Origin of the sequence: Acidithiobacillus sp. HP-2 (assembly GCF_015100155.1) — a bacterium.
Classification (GTDB): domain Bacteria; phylum Pseudomonadota; class Gammaproteobacteria; order Acidithiobacillales; family Acidithiobacillaceae; genus Acidithiobacillus.
The window spans coordinates 44,582-62,182 of the sequence record NZ_JACKZA010000007.1 but is presented as its reverse complement, the minus strand read 5'-3'; the positions used below and the strand labels follow the sequence as shown (position 1 = coordinate 62,182).

The 17,601-nt window shown below is 57.4% G+C and carries 14 protein-coding genes; 5 read left to right on the top strand and 9 right to left on the bottom strand.

Annotated elements, in window-relative coordinates; all coding sequences use genetic code 11:
• From H7F11_RS06965 to def, 9 genes are all read right to left on the bottom strand, one after another.
• On the bottom strand, positions 1-1,473 hold the full coding sequence (locus tag H7F11_RS06965) for an FAD-linked oxidase C-terminal domain-containing protein (protein ID WP_193650275.1): 1,473 nt from the start codon (positions 1,471-1,473) through the stop codon (positions 1-3).
• Positions 1,474-1,485: 12 nt separating this feature from the next.
• Positions 1,486-2,856: a four-carbon acid sugar kinase family protein gene (locus tag H7F11_RS06960; RefSeq protein WP_193650274.1), complete on the bottom strand. Its 1,371-nt coding sequence runs from the start codon at positions 2,854-2,856 to the stop codon at positions 1,486-1,488.
• Positions 2,816-5,035 (bottom strand): phosphoketolase, encoded by a 2,220-nt coding sequence (locus H7F11_RS06955; RefSeq protein ID WP_193650273.1) that lies wholly within the window; start codon positions 5,033-5,035, stop codon positions 2,816-2,818. Before H7F11_RS06955 ends, H7F11_RS06960 begins: the two co-directional genes overlap by 41 nt.
• Before the next feature lie 86 nt (positions 5,036-5,121).
• Positions 5,122-6,525 (bottom strand): sigma-54-dependent transcriptional regulator, encoded by a 1,404-nt coding sequence (locus tag H7F11_RS06950; protein ID WP_193650272.1) that lies wholly within the window; start codon positions 6,523-6,525, stop codon positions 5,122-5,124.
• A 21-nt stretch (positions 6,526-6,546) separates the two neighbouring features.
• The gene (locus tag H7F11_RS06945) at positions 6,547-8,757 is read right to left on the bottom strand and encodes a sensor histidine kinase (RefSeq protein WP_193650271.1); all 2,211 of its coding nucleotides are present in this window, start codon (positions 8,755-8,757) and stop codon (positions 6,547-6,549) included.
• Positions 8,727-9,332: a DUF4390 domain-containing protein gene (locus H7F11_RS06940; RefSeq protein ID WP_193650270.1), complete on the bottom strand. Its 606-nt coding sequence runs from the start codon at positions 9,330-9,332 to the stop codon at positions 8,727-8,729. Before H7F11_RS06940 ends, H7F11_RS06945 begins: the two co-directional genes overlap by 31 nt.
• Entirely contained in the window at positions 9,329-10,627 is a 1,299-nt protein-coding gene (gene rsmB, locus H7F11_RS06935) for a 16S rRNA (cytosine(967)-C(5))-methyltransferase RsmB (RefSeq protein ID WP_193650269.1), read from the bottom strand. The genes H7F11_RS06940 and rsmB overlap by 4 nt, the downstream gene beginning before the upstream one ends.
• The gene (gene fmt / locus H7F11_RS06930) at positions 10,624-11,559 is read right to left on the bottom strand and encodes a methionyl-tRNA formyltransferase (protein WP_193650268.1); all 936 of its coding nucleotides are present in this window, start codon (positions 11,557-11,559) and stop codon (positions 10,624-10,626) included. The genes rsmB and fmt overlap by 4 nt, the downstream gene beginning before the upstream one ends.
• On the bottom strand, positions 11,552-12,055 hold the full coding sequence (gene def, locus H7F11_RS06925) for a peptide deformylase (protein WP_010640902.1): 504 nt from the start codon (positions 12,053-12,055) through the stop codon (positions 11,552-11,554). Before def ends, fmt begins: the two co-directional genes overlap by 8 nt.
• Before the next feature lie 90 nt (positions 12,056-12,145).
• On the opposite strand from def, the gene H7F11_RS06920 reads away from it, so the two are divergent.
• From H7F11_RS06920 to fdxA, 5 genes are read left to right on the top strand one after another with little or no spacing between them, the layout of a single operon-like run.
• Positions 12,146-13,213, top strand: a complete 1,068-nt coding sequence (locus H7F11_RS06920; RefSeq protein ID WP_193650267.1) for a LysM peptidoglycan-binding domain-containing protein — start codon at positions 12,146-12,148, stop codon at positions 13,211-13,213.
• Positions 13,213-14,310 (top strand): DNA-processing protein DprA, encoded by a 1,098-nt coding sequence (gene dprA, locus H7F11_RS06915; RefSeq protein WP_193650266.1) that lies wholly within the window; start codon positions 13,213-13,215, stop codon positions 14,308-14,310. Before H7F11_RS06920 ends, dprA begins: the two co-directional genes overlap by 1 nt.
• A 10-nt stretch (positions 14,311-14,320) precedes the next feature.
• A complete protein-coding gene (locus tag H7F11_RS06910; protein ID WP_024894351.1) occupies positions 14,321-14,758 on the top strand; it encodes a DUF494 domain-containing protein in 438 nt (145 codons plus the stop codon).
• A 3-nt stretch (positions 14,759-14,761) separates the two neighbouring features.
• The gene (topA, locus tag H7F11_RS06905; protein ID WP_193650265.1) at positions 14,762-17,254 is read left to right on the top strand and encodes a type I DNA topoisomerase; all 2,493 of its coding nucleotides are present in this window, start codon (positions 14,762-14,764) and stop codon (positions 17,252-17,254) included.
• A complete protein-coding gene (gene fdxA / locus H7F11_RS06900; RefSeq protein ID WP_193650264.1) occupies positions 17,251-17,577 on the top strand; it encodes a ferredoxin FdxA in 327 nt (108 codons plus the stop codon). Before topA ends, fdxA begins: the two co-directional genes overlap by 4 nt.
• The last annotated feature ends 24 nt before the right edge of the window (positions 17,578-17,601 follow it).

Sequence of the window (17,601 nt, the reverse complement as noted above, 5' to 3'; positions counted from 1 at the left end):
TTAAAAGCGCTCCAGTTCCGGGAAAGGTAATTGACCATGATGCACATGCATGGCTCCCAGTTCTGCGCAGCGATGCAGACTGGGGACGGCCTTGCCCGGATTCAGCCGCCCTTCGGGATCAAAGGCCGCCTTGATGCGGTGCAACTGGGCCAGCTCGGCAGGCGTAAACTGGGCGCACATGCTGTCCAGTTTTTCTACGCCGACACCGTGCTCTCCAGTGATACTGCCACCGACCGCCACACACAGTTCGAGAATGCGTTGACCGAGGGCTTCTGCAGCATGCAACTGCTCTTCCACATTGGCGTCATAGAGGATGAGCGGGTGCAGGTTGCCATCGCCAGCGTGAAACACATTGGCGACCCGCAAACCATATTCGGCCGACCAGATCGCGATTTGTTCGAGCACTTCCGCCAAACGCTTGCGCGGGATGGTCCCATCCATACAGTAATAATCCGGGGCCAGACGACCCACCGCCGGAAACGCGGCCTTGCGGCCTTTCCAGAGTAACAGCCGGGTTTCGGCATCAGCGGCAATACGGATGCTGGTAGCCCCTTGCCGCTGTAACAACTTTTCCACGGCGCGCAGGCGTTCCTGAAGTTCTGCCTCGGTCCCATCCAGTTCGCAGAGCAAAATGGCAGCGGCATCGCGGGGGTAACCGGCATGCACAAAATCTTCGGCGGCTTCTATGGCGAGTTGGTCCATCATTTCCAGCCCGGCCGGAATGATTCCTGCCGCAATGATGGCACTCACCGCGTCTGCCGCCGCCACCACCGAGGCAAAGGCCGCCAGCAATACCAGGGTATTTTCGGGAACCGGCAGCAAGCGCAACGTACATTCGGTCACGATACCCAGCAATCCTTCCGAACCCATCATCAGCGCCAGCAGATCATAGCCGGGACTGTCCGGCGCCTGACTGCCGATCTCCAGACGTTCGCCCGATGCATCCAGCACTTCCAGAGCCAGCACATTGTGGACCGTCAAGCCGTATTTCAGACAATGTACCCCGCCGGAATTTTCTGCCACATTGCCGCCAATGGTACAGGCGATCTGGGAGGAAGGATCCGGCGCATAGTACAGGCCCATGGGCCGCGCTGCTTCACTGATGGCCAGATTGCGCACTCCCGGCTGCACCCGGGCCGTACGGTTGCTGGTGTCCAGCGCCCGAATCTGCTTGAGTCGCGCCAGGGAAAGCACAATGGCCCCGGCGCAGGGACGAGCGCCACCGGATAAGCCGGTGCCCGCCCCTCTGGGAACCACCGCCACAGCATACTGCTGACAGATTTTCAGAACAGCCTGTACCTCTGCTCGATGACGGGGGAGGACCACCGCCAGAGGCAGCTCCCTGAGCACCGACAAACCATCACATTCGTAAGGATGCAGGTCCTCGCTCTGCGTCAGCAGGCCATCGTCCGGCAATAGGGCGCGGAGGGCGCTGAGAAATGCGGCATGCTCGGAATCAGGACTGCCCGCCATGATTTGCGCCCTTCACCGACCGCGCAGGCGACGCCGTGCCAAGGCAAGACTTTCGGCATCCCCGACGTTACCGGGAAATATCACCACCGGCAGATCCGGATAGCGTGGATGATCATGCGGGCACTGAACCACCGAGCAGCCGGGCAAAATCTGCCCCATGACCCGCGCCTTGCGCAGCGCCAGCCCGCTACTCAGAACATCATTGGACGTGATACCACCCTTGCTGATGAGGAAACCCAGATCTTCGGGCAGACCACGCAACAGATCCATGAGAAAAGCCGATACGGTTTCACCGAAAGCCAGACGTGTCGCCTGATCGGCAAACTGGCGTTCACTGCGGCTGGTGTAAATCACCAGGTCCAGGCCCTGAGCGTGAAGCCTGGCGGCCTGATCGAGAAGATGGGTTAACTGCTTTTTGCCCGCCTCACCGCTGCAGGCATCCACCTCTACCTCCAGTCCTTGCAGACCCGATTCCTCCAGCAAGCGGCTGAGCTGCTCGGTGGTTTTACGCACATGAGAACCGACCAGAATGGCTCCGGCTTTACCCCCGCGTACCAGTTGTGCCATGTTTTCCGCAGGCACCAGCTGGGGCGGCAGATCGGCCAGTGCGGTCAGCAAGCTGGCCGCACTTCGGAACAGAAAACGCTTGCCCTGCCCGGCAGCAGCCCGCAAATCCCGGGCAAAGGTGTGCAGATCTGCCGCTTCCACGGCGTCCACGACCACACAGGTATTATTTTTGAGTGCCAAAAGCTGCGCCAGGCAACCGGCGCGCAAATCCGCCAGACGCAAGCGTTGCACCTGCTCCGCAGGAATGCGTCCGTGGGTTTTTTCGGCCACATAATCGGGCAGATAACTATGCTGAAAGGCAAACACCGAATCCCGGGCAAATTCGGTTTCATGGGCGGGAACTTCTACCCCGTTCTGGATGACATAATGGGTGCTGTCACGGGTAATGCGCCCCCCTTCAAAAAATGCCGGAACCAGAAAATGCGCATCAAAAGGTCCCAACTCCTCAGCCATCACATCAGTTTCGACCGGATAATGGCCGCGCAAGGTCGAATCCGAGCGACTCACCAGCAATGGTTGCACCGGCTGTCCGTTATTGGCCAACGGCTCCAGAGCCACATGCAGGTTGCGGCAGATTTCCCGGGTGACCTGTTCGGCACGGACGGCGCTCATGCCCCGGGTATTACTCAAAACAAAAAAGAGCGGGGAATCATCCTGCAAGGCTTCCCGCAGGGTCTCAGGATCCCATCGGGTCAGCAGCAGGCAGGAATGGACCGTCTGCGAGCCGGTGGGATCATCATCAATGACGATGATTTTGGTACGGGTTTCCCGGGGATTACTGCCCACCAAAACTCCGCACCTTGCTGAGAATGGCATCCGCCGTAATCCCATTGAAAGCCATCAGTTCACCCGCGCTGGCGGTGGTTTCACCGCGCTGCCAGGCCAGGGTATCGCGATACGCCGCGCGACTGCGTAAGAGCACCGGCTCCAGCGCTCCGGAACCGCCACCGCCGATGGTCAGTAACATGTCGCCGGCAAACAACTGGTGGAATTCCGCATCAGCCATGAAATCCGTATCCGGCTCGGATACGGTATGCGCAGCCACATCCGAGGGGCGATACAACTGACGGGGATTGATGACGGAAACAATACGCACCCCGTACCCTTCTTTTTCCAGGATCTCGCGGGCGGCGAACACCGGCATCAACACCATGTCTCCGGTAACGGCAAAAGTTACCGTGCCGCGCGTGCCGCCAGCCCCTTCATAAAGAACTGCAGCGCCCTTGCGGACTGCCGCACGCGCTTCGGCCATGCTCAGATGCACGGGCAGCGGGCTTTTCGAGGCAATGATAATCATCGACTTGTTGACGCTATTCACGGCGTATTCATAGGCGGCCTGGATGACGTTGGCATCCGTGGGATAGAGCAGAAACAAATTGCCATTGCGCATTTGCGCGGCGAAATAGTTTTCGATTTCCGGACGTTGGTGGGTCCAGCCGTTGCGGCCCTGCTCCAGGGCTCCCGCCGTGAACATGCATACCGTCGAGGGAGTCTTGCGGCGCAGCTCGGCCATCGCCTGACCCACCGTCTGCATAATCGGCCAGCCGTTGATGGCAAAGGACTCATAGGACAACCACAGAGAACGACTGCCAAACAGGGCCAGACCCGCTGCCAGACCCGCGCAGGCATCTTCGTTGAGGGGCTCGTAAACCTGCCCTCCGGGCTGCTGGTTGTAGAGCGGATCTTCCGTGGGATGGCGGATTTTCAGGGCATCATTAATGTTCTTCATGGCTGAAGCTTCATTACCATCGGCATTGCTCACCACAAAGCGCGGGTCCTGCTGTCCCAGCCAGGCGACCAGTGCGCCCATGGCGGTGGCCGGCACGGCCTGTTCTCCGACGGCAAAATCCTGCAGGGGAAACTCTCCCAATTGGGCGATTTCCAGCACATGCTCGGTCACCACGGTTTTGGCAGCAGGACCACCTCCGGCACGGGAGAAATTGTCGCGGACCAGCGCCCAGGCCTCCGGACTCAGCGCGCGCTTTTGCAAAGCAGCTTTGATTTCCGGTGACTCAAAAGTGTCCTTGGGATACAAATTGTGGGATTTGGCACCGGAGACATGCACCCCGGCACCCTTCAACTGTTTGAGGATGAAGGCGGTGTGACGACCATTCAAGGCATTTTGCGCGGCCTTGGCGGCAGCACGCAGGACCGCTTCCATGAAAGCCATGCGTTGCCCGAAGGAGAAACGCGTGGAATCCACATAGGCGCCTTCCTGTCCGGCATCATCATAATCCTTGGCATCAACCAGAATGACCTCATCAAAGTCATGCGCCCGCCAGTAGGCCATCATTTCCGCGTTGCTCATCAGCGAGACCATGGAATGATGTTCCTGGCTGAAACCATTCCAGACCAGAATCGGCAGATAGTTGGTCACCCGGGGATAGGCAAAGTGAAAATGTTTCATGGAGCTCAGTACATACGGTTCGCCAAAGCCGCCATCGCCGATGGTGACCGGGAACAGCGTGCCGGGATGCAGCAGCGCCCCGGCCATGGCGAAATGTTGCCCCTGTCCCAGCGGACCGGCAGGCGCCAACAGACCCGGAATAGCGCCGGAGAGATGACCCAGCAGACCATGCTGTTCGCGGAAGCGCGCCATCATGTCATTCATGTTCTGAATACCCATGGCTTCCAGGGAGCGGTCGAGAAACATGGCACTGTAAAAGCCGGGCGCGTGGTGCCCCACTTCCGTGACAATGTTGGTATGACCAAGCATGACCATGGCCGCATAGGCCTCCGCGCTGGAGGCAAAACCCCCGGGATGGCCGGACGACTTGGCGGTACAGACCTGCAGCGTGCAATAACGCAGAGCATCGGCCAACAACAGCGACTGGTACACCGCCTCCCGTGCCTGGGGGTTCGCAATCGCCTTATGATCCGCAGCAATGGCAGGGGATTTGCCGTATTCGTCGAAATCCGGCCAGTTCTCACCAAAGTAGAGCATTCCCGCACAAAACTCGGGGGCATTGGTGGGCAAAGTATTTTGCTGGGTCATAACGGGCTTCCTGTAGCTAAAAATATTGCGCCCACTGTAAGCAGGATCACAGGAATCCGCAATAGAGCGGGTTTTTGGTATTGAATTCAATCCTCTTCTTCGCCGTCTTCGCCAACTCTTCTTTCGCCCTTGAGGGCAATACTGAGATTTTTCAGCTTACGATACAGATGGGTCCGTTCAAGCCCGACGATTTCAGCGGTGCGGGCAATATTCCAGTCATTGCGCGCCAGATGATACTCAAGGAAAGCCCGTTCAAAGCGTTCGCGGGCGCGTTTGAGGGTACCGCCGAAGTCGTCCTCGTCGAAGTTGCTGTTGGCGAGAGCCATGCGGTTATCCAGACCCAGCGCTCCTTCGATTTCTGCCGCACTGATTTCCGGACCTTCGGCCAGAATCAGCAGGCGCTCCACCAGATTCTGCAGTTCCCGAACATTCCCCGGCCAGGGATAGTGGTTGAGAACATCCATGCTGTCCGGCGCAAAACGACGGCCGGGCAGGCCATCCCGGGCACCATAAAACCGCACAAACTCTTCAATGAGTACCGGGATATCCGCCGTCCGCGCTGACAAGGGCGGAACCCGCAAGGGCAAGGCACTCAGCCGATAGTACAGGTCACTGCGAAACTGGCCGTTTTGTACAGCCTGGGATAAATCATGGGCACTGCCGGCAATGACCCGCACATCGACCGGTACGGGGGTACTGCCCCCCACCCGAATGATGCGTTTTTCCTGCAAGGCTGAAAACAGACGGGCCTGGGTTTCCAGATCCATATCGGCTATTTCGTCGATGAACAGGGTCCCGCCATGGGCGACTTCCAGACGTCCACGAATGAGCTTGCCCTGGGTTTCATTACCAAAAAGTTCCGTAGCCACATTGGGCCGGGCAATGGCGGCAGCACGCAGGTCCACAAAAGGCCCCTGTGCCCGACGGCTCTGCCGGTGCAGATAACGGGCCGCAACTTCCTTGCCGCTTCCCGCTTCGCCGAGCAACAGGGCCCAGGAGTCAACCGCAGCGACTCGGGTGAGCTGTTCCCGAAACTGGCGGATAGCCGGACTATCCCCGCTGGGCCGTTCTACCCAGCCGGTTTGGGCACGCAGGTCGCGATTTTCGCGCTGCAGGCGGCTGGCCTCCAGAGCGTGGGCAACCGTCAGCAGGGTTTTGTCCAAAGACAGCGGCTTTTCGACAAAATCATAAGCACCCAGCTTGGTCGCCTGGACAGCGGTTTCAATGGTGGCGTGGCCGGACATCATCACCACGGGCTGCTCCAGACCCGCATCCGCCCAGCGCCGCAACAGGGTGATGCCATCTTCACCGGGCATCCAGATATCCAGCAGGACCAGATCCACCATCTGGTCGCGCAGAAATTCTTCTGCCGCCGCCGCACTCCCCGCCGTTTGTACCTGATACCCTTCATCTTCGAGAATATCCGCCAGGGTCTGGCAGATATCGGGTTCATCATCGACGATCAGAATCTTCAATCTTGCCGCTTCCATGCCACCTCCAGAAAATCCGGGTCAACCCAGGGGGAAATCCATTACAATCCGCGCGCCACCATTAAGGCCCTGATTATCGGCAACAATCACTCCGCCATGCTCTTCGACAATGCGGCGGACAATGGCAAGGCCCAAGCCCGAGCCTTTGACCTTGCTGGTCACATAGGGCTCAAATACCCGGGCCAGGAGTTCTGCCGGAAAACCAGGACCGTCATCCATTACGCTCAACTCTAGCATCTTTGCCGAGCCGCTGTCCGTCAAGCCGGTACGAATCAGAATATGTTTTCCGGCAGGGCCTTGTTCCGTACCTTGCAGCGCATCCATGGCGTTACGCAGCAAATTGTTGAGAATCTGGCGCAGGCGATGCACATCCGCGCGAATACTGGGCAAATCCGCAGCCAGCTCCGCACGGATTTCAATACCGTTTTCCTGCCCTCGATAGAGGTCCAGAACATCGAGAATCAAAGGATTGATCTCCAGCGGCCGAAGCTCGATTTGCGGTTGCCGGGCATATTCGGAGAAAGCATCTACCAGCACTTTCAGGGCATCCACCTGATGAATGATGGTTCGCGTCGCCCGATCCAGGGTTTCACCTTCATCACCCAGACGTTCCAGATATTTGCGGCGCAGCCGTTCGGCCGAAAGCTGGATGGGCGTCAGCGGATTTTTGATTTCATGGGCCAGGCGGCGGGCTACCTCGCTCCAGGCGGCGCTACGCTGGGCGGAAACCAGGGTGCTGATGTCATCAAACACCAGAACAAAGCCTTTACTGCCGGCTTCGTCGGCAAATTGCGCTCCATGCACAATCAGGGTTTGCGGCCCATCACTGCGTTCCAGCTGCAGCTCTTTTTGCATACCGGTGCGGGGATGCTCCACCCACTCGGTCACCAGCTTCCAGAGCGGTTCGAGAATGGCCCCATCCTGCAGTTCTTGCAAAGCCCGACCCTTGGGTAAATCTTCCTGCAGAATCTGGACAGCTGCCGCATTGATTTCTGCCAGACAATGCTCGCCATCAAAGGTGAGAATACCGCTGGATAACTGTCCCAACATGGTTTCCAGATAGAGCCGGCGCTGCTCTGCCTGCTCCTGAGCGGCGGCCGCCTGCTGTTTGGCACGGGCAAGCTGGCGCGTCATATTGTTGAAGGAGTGCAGCAAAACGCCTAACTCATCCTGACTGGCAATGGTTTGCAGGGGGATAAATTCGCCTCGGGCTACGGCCTGGGTGCCTGCAGCCAGCCGGGCAATTGGGGCCGTCAGACGACGGGCCAGGTGCAGCCCCATCCACACGGCAGATAAAACCGCCAGGAGCAGCGCTACGGCCAGACTGAGCTGAAAAGCCGTTTTCATGGGCTCACGCATCAGCATGAGCTGATGGTAGCGGGTATAAGCCACCTGTACGGCTTCTGCCGCCTTGGTGAGCTGTTCGGGAATGGGCTGCTCCACATAGAGCATGCGGTTACTTTCACCCAGATGTGGGCTCAGAACGGGAATCAGCGCCTTGACCAGCAGGCTGCCATCTGCTTCAGGCTCAATATTTGCGGTTGGATGCCCTTCATCAGACAGGATTTCCTGACGCGGCAGGCGCGGTGCCAGGGCCAGATTATTACTGCTGGTGGCAATAATCCGGTTATCACTAGAAAACAGGGTGACACTGCTCAAATGGTACTGATCACGCAAGGCAATGACGGTGAGGATGGCGTTACTATCTGATTCACCCACCAAAGCCTGGGCGATGCTCTCGGCAGCCAGCAGCGTCGAATTGCGATAACGGTCAATGCCGGCCTTGGCTACATTCAAAGCCTGGTCCAGAGCACTTTGCACGGCCGAACTAAACCAGGAATCGACCCCCCGATTCAGATACTGCCAGGAAAATCCGAAAACCACGGCCGCAGGCAGAAAACTCAACAGGGTGATGATGATCACCAAACGCGTGGCGAGCTGACTGCCTACTTCTCCCCGACGCAGCCGGACCAATAGCGCCACCACGGAAACCAGCACCAAAACCAGCAAAAAAAGGACGATGCCTGCTGAAATGACCAGCATAGGGACAAAATAGCGGCTCAGGGGCCCGCCCGCGCTGGTAAAAAAATTGATCGCCAGAAAGCCTAAAATGGCCAGAAGCAATAAAATGGCACCCCAGCGCGGGCCAACCTTCTGGCGTTCCGGCGCCGCGCCGGCACTGAGGGCGCGTAACCAGTTTCTCAGTTTGAAAGGAGCGCGCTGACGGTCCATGGGGACTCCAGTTTCCAGTGATCCAGCAATGCACGCAGGCGCAGAGGGACAGGCAGAGCCTGTATATCCACATAAACCCGCAGCGCTACCTGTCCCCGTGCCGCGCCCTGTTGCAAAGGCAACTCGAAATCATGAATCTGCTTCAGGACGCTGACAACATCCTGCCAATGATTGAATAAGCGCATGGTGCCTGATGCATTTTTCAGTGCGTATTGATTGGTCAGCGGATAATAGTGAATTTGCCAGCGGGCTTCTTTTTGCGCATGGGTGCCCAGACCGGTAATAAAGGAAAATGGTTCGGGTTCCCGCCATTCCGCTTTTACGACCCAGATCAGGGTCTGGCCCTGATCGAGAATTTCCTGCAGCAGGTCTTCTTTAGTGATTTGCACCTGAGCATTGATTTTCACCCGGTTCATTTCTGGCGCGACCTGTAACTGTTCCACGTGAAACGCGGTACCTGCCAAAGCCCAGCCAGAACCCACAAAACACCACAAGCCCAGGATCAGGCCCAGCAAAACCGCGCCGCGCTTGCGCATCATGCCACCCGCCCGCGCAGAAACCAGCACAGGGGTCATTCAGCTTTCACCAGGAGGGCATAGTAAAAACCATCCATGTCATTCTGACCCGGCAAATGTTGTCCGGTGAGGGGATGGGCCTGCTGGCGGGCATCCTCGTGGCGTGCCAGAAACGCCCGAATCTGCAACAGATTTTCTTCGGGCAGAATCGAACAGGTCGCATAAAGAAGCCGACCGCCGGGGCGCAAACAACCCCATAATGCCTCCAGAAGGCGTTGCTGTTGGGCCACGGCCTGCTGGACGTCCTCGGCCTGGCGGCGCAGGCGGATATCGGGATGCCGGCGAATGACGCCAACACCCGTACAGGGCGCATCCAGGAGAATGGCGTCATACGGTTCACCATTCCACCAGCTTTCCGGATCACCCGCATCGGCAGCCTGCAGATGGGCGATGGCCCCCTGCCGGAATAGCGCTTCCCGTAATTTCTGGAGGCGTTCTGCAGAGCGGTCCAAGGCATCCAGACGGCGTGCGCCCAATGCCCAAAGATGCGCGGTTTTTCCTCCCGGTGCAGCACAAGCATCCAGTATTCGTTCTTCGGATTGGGGAGCCAGAATGTGCGCGGCCATCTGGGCCGCCGCATCCTGCACGGCCACCCAGCCCGCGTCCCAACCCGGAAGCGTGGCGACCGGAATGCTTTCGGGAAGACAAAGGGCGGCGTCACTCCAGTCCACTCCATGACAGGACAAACCTTGTGCCAGCAGCAACTCGCGGTAGTTTCCCGGGCTGACCCGCTGCGTATTGACGCGCAGCCAGAGGGGTGCGGGACGATTGTTGGCGGCGGCTATGGCTGGCCATTGTTCGGGATAGGCTTCCCTGAGGCGCGCGGCCAGCCAGGCCGGATGACCCAGATCAGGATCCGCTAGTTGCGCTTCCAGGGCTTCACGTTCACGCAGAAAGCGGCGCAAAACCGCATTCATCAGACCCTTAGCCCAGGTTTTCTGGAGGGTTTCGACCATCTCCACCCAATCGTTCACCACCGCAAAAGCGGGACGCTGGCCATGCCGCAATTCAAAAAGTGCCAGATGCAGAAGAAAACCCAGATTCCGGTCTTCTTCCCGCCAGCTTTTGCGCAGCAGTAATCCGGATAATTTCTGCAGCAACAGATATTCCCGTAAGGTTCCCAGCACCAGCCATTGCAACGTGGCGCGCTCCGGGCCGCTGACTGTCGTAGCGGCCAGGGCCTGATCCACTTTTTCTCCTTCATCCACGGCTTGCAATACCTTGATGGCCGCTTGCCGCAGCAGGGTTCCGCCGGGCATGCCGGGGTCTCCATGGTGATTTGGTTTTTTACTCATCCCAACTTTTCTCCCTGTGCAGGATGATACCCACGGATGAAATCTCCCGCGCTGAGTTTTCCCTTGCCCGCCGGTTGCAAAAGCAACAATTCGAGTTGCCCGTCACCACAGGCTACCGTGAAACTCTCCTTGTGGATGGCGGTGATGCTTCCTGGCGCAATATCCACCGTTGTCGCTATCGGTCTGGATTGCCAGACGCGCAGTCCTTTCTCCCGAAACAGCGTATGCGCAATGGGGCTGGGATTAAAGGCACGCACCTGACGGTCCAGCGTTGCAGCGGGAAGCCGCCAGTCCAGCAAGGCTTCTTCTTTCTTCAGCTTACGCGCGTAGCTTACCCGGCTTTCATCCTGAACCAGGGCTGTTGCGGTCCCTGCCCACAGCGCGTCCAGGGCCTGCCGCAAGGCGGCTTTGCCGAGAAGTGCCAGACGATCATGGAGGCTGGCCGCCGTGTCTTCAGGATGTATGGGACAGGTAAGTACGTTCAGCACCGGTCCAGAATCCAGCCCGGCTTCCATTTGCATAATGGCCACCCCGCTTTCCGCGTCTCCGGCAGCAATGGCGCGGGCAATGGGGGCTGCCCCCCGCCAGGCGGGTAACAGACTCGCGTGTACATTAATGGCGCCAAGGCGGGGTATATCGAGAACTGCCTGCGGAAGTATCTGTCCATAGGCCACGACAATCAGGAGATCCGCTTGCAGACTGCGCAGCAAATCCAGAGCCTCGGGAGTTTTGCAGGACTCCGGCTGAAAAACCGGAATACCCGTCTCTCTGGCCAATTGCTTGACCGGGCTTTCCTGCAGATGGCGGCCGCGCCCGGCAGGCCGGTCGGGCTGCGTCAACACCCCTACCAGAACTTCCGGACCGGCCAGTAATTCTTCAAGAACAATGCGGGCGAATTCGGGAGTTCCCGCAAAAACAATGCGTTTACTCACCCTGACGCACCCGCTTTTCCGCCTTGCGACGGATCAGATTCTGTTTCAGGCGCGACAGATGATCCACAAACAAGGTGCCATTGAGATGATCAATTTCATGCTGTATGCACACCGCCAGCAGGCCATCAGCTTCGAGTTCGATGAGTTTCCCCTGCACCGTCGTTGCCCGCAGGGTAATTTTTTCGGCCCGCCGAACCGTTTCCAGAACACCGGGAACCGACAGACAACCTTCTTTCATTTCTTCCTCGCCACTATGGGCGATGATCTCGGGGTTCACCAGGACCATCAAATCATTGCGATTTTCAGAAACATCCACGACAATCAGGCGTTGTCCGGCGGCCACCTGAGGAGCCGCCAAACCGATCCCCGGAGCATCGTACATGGTTTCCGCCATGTCATCGGCAAGCTGCTGGACCTGCTTGTCCACCCGGACAATAGGCTGCGCCATATTCTTGAGGCGCTGATCGGGAAATTCGAGTATTTTCAGGAGCGACATTTTTACCACCAAATTAATGAAGGGCTATCCGGCAAAAAACGTATCTTGGACTAATACTATCCCCTGCGGAAGTCCAGCGGAGATCATTACATGCACAACCACATATGGCGCAACCTTGTTTTTACCCTCGGCCTGAGCGCCCTGGCTCCGGTAATGGCCCAGGCGGCGCCTGCCGGGATTCAACTGCGCACACAACAAGGTTATACCGTAAAACCTGGAGATACCCTCTGGGGCATTGCCGGCCATTTTCTGGTTCACCCCTGGCAGTGGCCACAGATATGGCACAAAAATCCCTACATTCAAAACCCCAACCTGATTTATCCCGGTGATCGCATTGTCATCCACTATGGGGCCAATGGTGAACCCGAACTGGGTCTCGCATCGTCTTTCAGTGAAAACGGAACCAATTTTGTGGAGCTGCGTCCGCAAATGTCGAAAGATGCCATACCCTCGGTTTCTACTGGTGAAGTGATGCCCTTTCTCGGTACTCCCGGAGTAATCGACAGTAAAAAAGTCTTCGCGCAACTGCCTTATCTGGCTGCAGCCGCCAAGCAAAGACCCACCTATGTAACCGGAAATACGCTCTACACGGTCGGCCTGGAAAAGGCCCCTGTTGGCAGCCGCTACCAAGTCGTCACTCTGGGGCCAGAGTTATTCCAGGCCAAAACCCATCGTTCTTTGGGCTATGCTCTGGAAGACCTGGGGCAAGTGACGGTAACGCAGAGTGGTCATCACGCTGCGGTGCAAATCACCAAACTCCGCAAAGAAATTGATCTTGGTGCACGCCTGGTACCCGTCGTCACAACGGCAATCCCTCATTATTTTCCCAGTGCACCCCTCCATACTGTCGCGGGTCATATCATTGGCCAACTGGATGGGAACCCGGCGCTGACCGTCGGCCAGGTAGTCATTATTGATCGGGGTGCCCGGGATGATCTCAAGCCCGGTAATATCCTGCAGATCCAGCACAGCGGGGTAACGACCAATGCGGTTACCGGCAAGGCCTTTGTACTGCCGGACCAAACTATCGGCAATATCATGGTGTTCCGGGTTTTCCCCTCGGTTTCCTATGCGGTCATCACCATGGCCAGTCGGAGCATTCGTGTGGGTGATGAAATCCACAGTCCTGCCTCAGCCGATGGCACAGTGCAAAAATAATGTCTGATGCCGCCTGGCTGGCACTTTGCCGAATTAACGGTTTGGGGCCACAGCGCCAACAGGCTTTACTGGCGCGATTTAGCCATGCTGCCGCCTGCTTTCAAACGGGTGCCGGCCTGTTGCAGGACCTCGGTTTGTCCGCAAAGCAGATTCAGGCCTTACAAAAAGACCCCGAAGACCTTATCCGTCCTGCTGACCGGCGCTGGCTGAATAGTCCCGATACGGATTTATGTCGCTGGACGGATCCCGATTATCCGCCTTTGCTGCGGCAAATTCCCGACCCACCGCCCCTGTTGTTTATTCGGGGACAGCGTTCCTGTCTGAGCCAGCCCATGCTGGCCATTGTCGGCAGCCGCTCGGCAACGGCTTTGGGGGCAGCTACTGCAGAAGCCTTCGCCCGCAGTCTTGGTGAAACCGGACTGATCATCACTAGCGGCCTGGCCTTGGGTATTGATGCTGCGGCCCATCGTGGTGCTCTGGTCAGTGGCACTGTTGCCGTACTGGGCACCGGCGCCGATCTGATTTATCCGCGCACGCATTTACAGTTGGCGCACCAGATTATCGAGCATGGCCTGCTCGTCAGTGAACAGGCCCCGGAAACCGGACCACATAATGGCCTGTTTCCGCGTCGCAACCGCATCATCAGCGGGCTCAGTCTGGGGGTACTGATTGTTGAGGCGGCGGAAAACAGTGGCTCCCTGATTACTGCCCGCCTGGCTATGGAACAGGGGCGAGAAGTATTTGCGGTACCCGGTTCAATCCACTCGCCGCTGTCCCGGGGTCCGCATCGTCTGATTCGTGACGGTGCCAAACTGGTGGAAAGTGCCGGGGATGTGTTGAGCGAGCTGGGGCCGCTATTTGGCGCATTATGCCAGGCCCGACCGGTAACAGCAGCGGATCATTGGCAACCTGACGATCCCCATCAGGCGAAAGTCTGGGCAGCCATGGACTTTGATCCTCTGACAACAGAAGAAATTGCTGCGCGTTGTGGATTGACGCTGGGCGAGCTTTCGGCCATCCTCTTGGAAATGGAAATATCAGGTTACCTCACGGCCAGCCCCGGCGGCCGGTTCTGTCGCCTCCCTCCTGCACCCTGAAGGCTCTGGCATGGAAGACGTCATAGACATAATTACATACCTACTGGATCACCTCGACGACGAAGACGACGCGGTCATCGAAGATCATCTTCGTGCCGTGGGTTTTCCCGACGCGGACATTCAGCGCGCCCTCGACTGGATGGAAGGTTTTGCCGTTGAAGAACAGGAAGATACCAGCCCCCGAGCGCTGCGCGCCTATCATCCCTATGAGCTGCAGAATCTTTCTGTGGCAGCACGCGGTCAACTGCATGACTGGGAGCGCCTGGGCGTCATTAACGGCGCCATGCGGGAGCGGATCATTGATCGTTTACTGGCCCTCGACCTTGAGGATATGGATATGGAAACCCTTGACTGGGTTGCCTTCATGGTAATGGCCAACGATCCCGGCCCGGAAGCACTCTGGGTAGATGCCTTACTGGACACAGACGGAACCCGGATACTGCACTGACCTATGGCCCATCAGCTCGTAATTGTCGAATCTCCTGCCAAAGCCAAAACCATCCAGAAATATCTCGGGGATGATTTTGAAGTTCTGGCCTCTTATGGTCACGTTCGTGATCTTCGCCCCAAAGAAGGGGCCGTTGATCCTGAGCAGGATTTTGCCATGCGCTATGAAGCCATCGAGCGCAATGAACGGCATGTAGAGGCCATTATCAAGGCATTGCGCAAGGCTGATAAACTCTGGCTCGCCACCGATCCGGACCGCGAAGGTGAGGCCATTTCCTGGCATTTGGTAGAACTGCTGCGCGAGCGCAAGCAGTTGGGAAACAAGCCCGCCCAGCGCGTGGTTTTTCACGAAATCACCAAAAAGGCCGTACAGGAAGCCATTGCCAATCCCCGCGAAATCGCCATGGATCTGGTCAATGCCCAACAGGCCCGGCGCGCCCTGGACTATCTGGTGGGCTTCAATTTGTCGCCGCTGCTGTGGCGCAAAGTGCGTCCCGGCCTTTCTGCCGGTCGGGTGCAAAGTGCCGCCCTGCGTCTGATCTGCGAGCGGGAAGATGAAATTGAAGCTTTTGTCAGCCAGGAATATTGGACGATTGCGGCACGCCTGCTGCACGCCGACAATGAGTTTTCCGGGCGTTTGACGCACTGGCAAAACAAAAAACTGGAACAATTTGATATCAACAATGAAACCCAGGCAGAATCCATACGCAGCGGTATGGAAGCGGATATGCAGCAGCAACCACTTCAGGTCCGCGAAGTGGAGCGTAAAAGCCGGCAACGTCAGCCTGCCGCTCCTTTTACAACGTCTACCCTGCAGCAGGAAGCCTCCCGTAAACTGGGGTTCAACGCCAGCCGCACCATGCGCGTCGCCCAGCAGCTTTATGAAGGCATAAACATTGGAAGTGAAACCGTCGGCCTGATCAGTTACATGCGTACGGATGCCGTCAATCTTTCCGAAGAAGCCATTGCCGATATTCGCGGTTTCATCGACGGGCATTATGGTCATGAATTTGTACCGGAAAGCCCGCGCCGTTACAAAACCAAAACCAAAAATGCCCAGGAAGCGCATGAAGCCGTCCGCCCGACGGACATCAGCCGGACTCCGGAAATGCTGCAGGGTATTCTCGAAAAGGATTTGTGGCGGCTCTATGATCTGATCTGGAAACGCAGCGTCGCCTGTCAGATGGCCCCGGCCCGCCTGGATATGGTCGCTGTGGACATGGATGCCGGGACCCACTGGACGCTGCGTGCCAACGGTTCGACCGTTACTTTTCCTGGCTTCATGGCGGTTTATCTGGAAGGGAAAGACGATGCGGACGAAGATGAAAACAACCGTATTCTCCCGCCTCTGGAACAAGGCGACCAGCCGCAAGTCCAGGCCGTAGATCCGGAACAGCATTTTACCGAACCGCCACCCCGCTACAGTGATGCGACGCTGGTAAAAACTCTGGAAGCCCACGGCATCGGGAGGCCCTCTACTTACGCCAGCATTATCCAGACCCTGCAAAATCGCGAATATGTAGAAACGGAACAACGTCGCTTTAGGCCCACTGATCTGGGCAGAGTCGTTGGACGCTTCCTGTCCAATCATTTTGAGCGTTATGTGGACTACAACTTTACCGCAGGTATGGAAGATGAGCTGGATGCCATCTCCCGAGGCGAAAAGCAATGGCGGCCGGTACTGAACGAATTTTGGGGACCATTTCGCTCCTTGCTGGATGAAAAAGCCAACGTCAGTCGCGCCGAAGCCACCAGCGAAGCCATGGACGAAAATTGTCCGGAATGTGGAAAGCCTCTATTTCTGCGCCTTGGACGGCATGGTCGTTTTGTCGCCTGTTCAGGATACCCCGATTGCAAGTACACCCGTCCTGTGGACGGGCCCCGGGAAGCCCCTGAACCAGTTGGACGCGACTGTCCCGACTGCGGAAAACCCCTGGTCTATAAAACCGGTCGCTACGGGCGCTTTATTTCCTGCAGTGGTTATCCGGAATGTAAGCACATTGAACCGTTGACCCAGCCCAAGTCTTCCGGCGTCACCTGTCCTCAATGTGGAGAAGGCGAACTGGTAGAAAAGCGCAGTCGTTATGGCAAAGTATTTTATTCCTGTAATACCTATCCGAAATGCACTTATGCTGTCTGGGGGCCTCCGGTGGCCAAAGCCTGTCCACGTTGTGCCTGGCCGATCATGATCGAAAAAAGTGGAAAACGACTGGGTGAGCAGCTCGCCTGTCCCCAGCCAGAATGCGGATTCCATTTTCAGGTGACTGCCAGCGAAGCGGAAATTGCAGCACTGCTGGTGGACTATACGCCGCCTCCTCCCCGGGAAAAACGCGCCGCACCCGCCAAAGCTCCAGCGCGCAAAGCCGCCAGCAAGGCAGCGAAAAGTCCCGCGAAAAAAACCACGGCCAAAAAAACCGCCAAGGTCTCGGCAACTTCCGTAGACAAACCCGCGCCCGCACCACGCAAGCGCGCCAGTAAAAAAGTAGACAACCCATGACTTACGTCGTTACCGAAAACTGTATCCAGTGCAAGTACACCGATTGCGCAGAAGTGTGTCCTGTAGAATGCTTTCATGAAGGCCCCAATTTTCTGGTTATTGATCCTGACGAATGTATTGACTGCGCCGCCTGTATTCCCGAATGCCCGGCAGATGCCATTTTTGCCGAAGATGAGGTGCCGGAAGACCAGCGCGACTTCACCGCCATCAATGCCGAACTCACCAAAAAATGGCCGGTGATTTTGCGCAAGAAAAGTGCCTTACCTGATGCAGAAACCTGGAACGGCAAAGCGGATAAGCGCCCACTCCTGAAAGAGGCATAAACGGAGATCATGAAATGTTTCACG

Excerpts from the sequence above, each read along its gene's own strand:
- def (WP_010640902.1), bottom strand. The coding sequence starts at position 12,055 with ATGTCGCTCCTGAAAATACTCGAATTTCCCGATCAGCGCCTCAAGAAT.
- topA (WP_193650265.1), top strand. The coding sequence starts at position 14,762 with ATGGCCCATCAGCTCGTAATTGTCGAATCTCCTGCCAAAGCCAAAACC.
- H7F11_RS06910 (WP_024894351.1), top strand. The coding sequence starts at position 14,321 with ATGGAAGACGTCATAGACATAATTACATACCTACTGGATCACCTCGAC.
- H7F11_RS06960 (WP_193650274.1), bottom strand. The coding sequence starts at position 2,856 with ATGCCATTCTCAGCAAGGTGCGGAGTTTTGGTGGGCAGTAATCCCCGG.
- H7F11_RS06965 (WP_193650275.1), bottom strand. The coding sequence starts at position 1,473 with ATGGCGGGCAGTCCTGATTCCGAGCATGCCGCATTTCTCAGCGCCCTC.
- H7F11_RS06955 (WP_193650273.1), bottom strand. The coding sequence starts at position 5,035 with ATGACCCAGCAAAATACTTTGCCCACCAATGCCCCCGAGTTTTGTGCG.
- rsmB (WP_193650269.1), bottom strand. The coding sequence starts at position 10,627 with ATGAGTAAAAAACCAAATCACCATGGAGACCCCGGCATGCCCGGCGGA.
- dprA (WP_193650266.1), top strand. The coding sequence starts at position 13,213 with ATGTCTGATGCCGCCTGGCTGGCACTTTGCCGAATTAACGGTTTGGGG.
- H7F11_RS06950 (WP_193650272.1), bottom strand. The coding sequence starts at position 6,525 with ATGGAAGCGGCAAGATTGAAGATTCTGATCGTCGATGATGAACCCGAT.
- H7F11_RS06920 (WP_193650267.1), top strand. The coding sequence starts at position 12,146 with ATGCACAACCACATATGGCGCAACCTTGTTTTTACCCTCGGCCTGAGC.
- H7F11_RS06940 (WP_193650270.1), bottom strand. The coding sequence starts at position 9,332 with ATGACCCCTGTGCTGGTTTCTGCGCGGGCGGGTGGCATGATGCGCAAG.
- fdxA (WP_193650264.1), top strand. The coding sequence starts at position 17,251 with ATGACTTACGTCGTTACCGAAAACTGTATCCAGTGCAAGTACACCGAT.
- H7F11_RS06945 (WP_193650271.1), bottom strand. The coding sequence starts at position 8,757 with ATGGACCGTCAGCGCGCTCCTTTCAAACTGAGAAACTGGTTACGCGCC.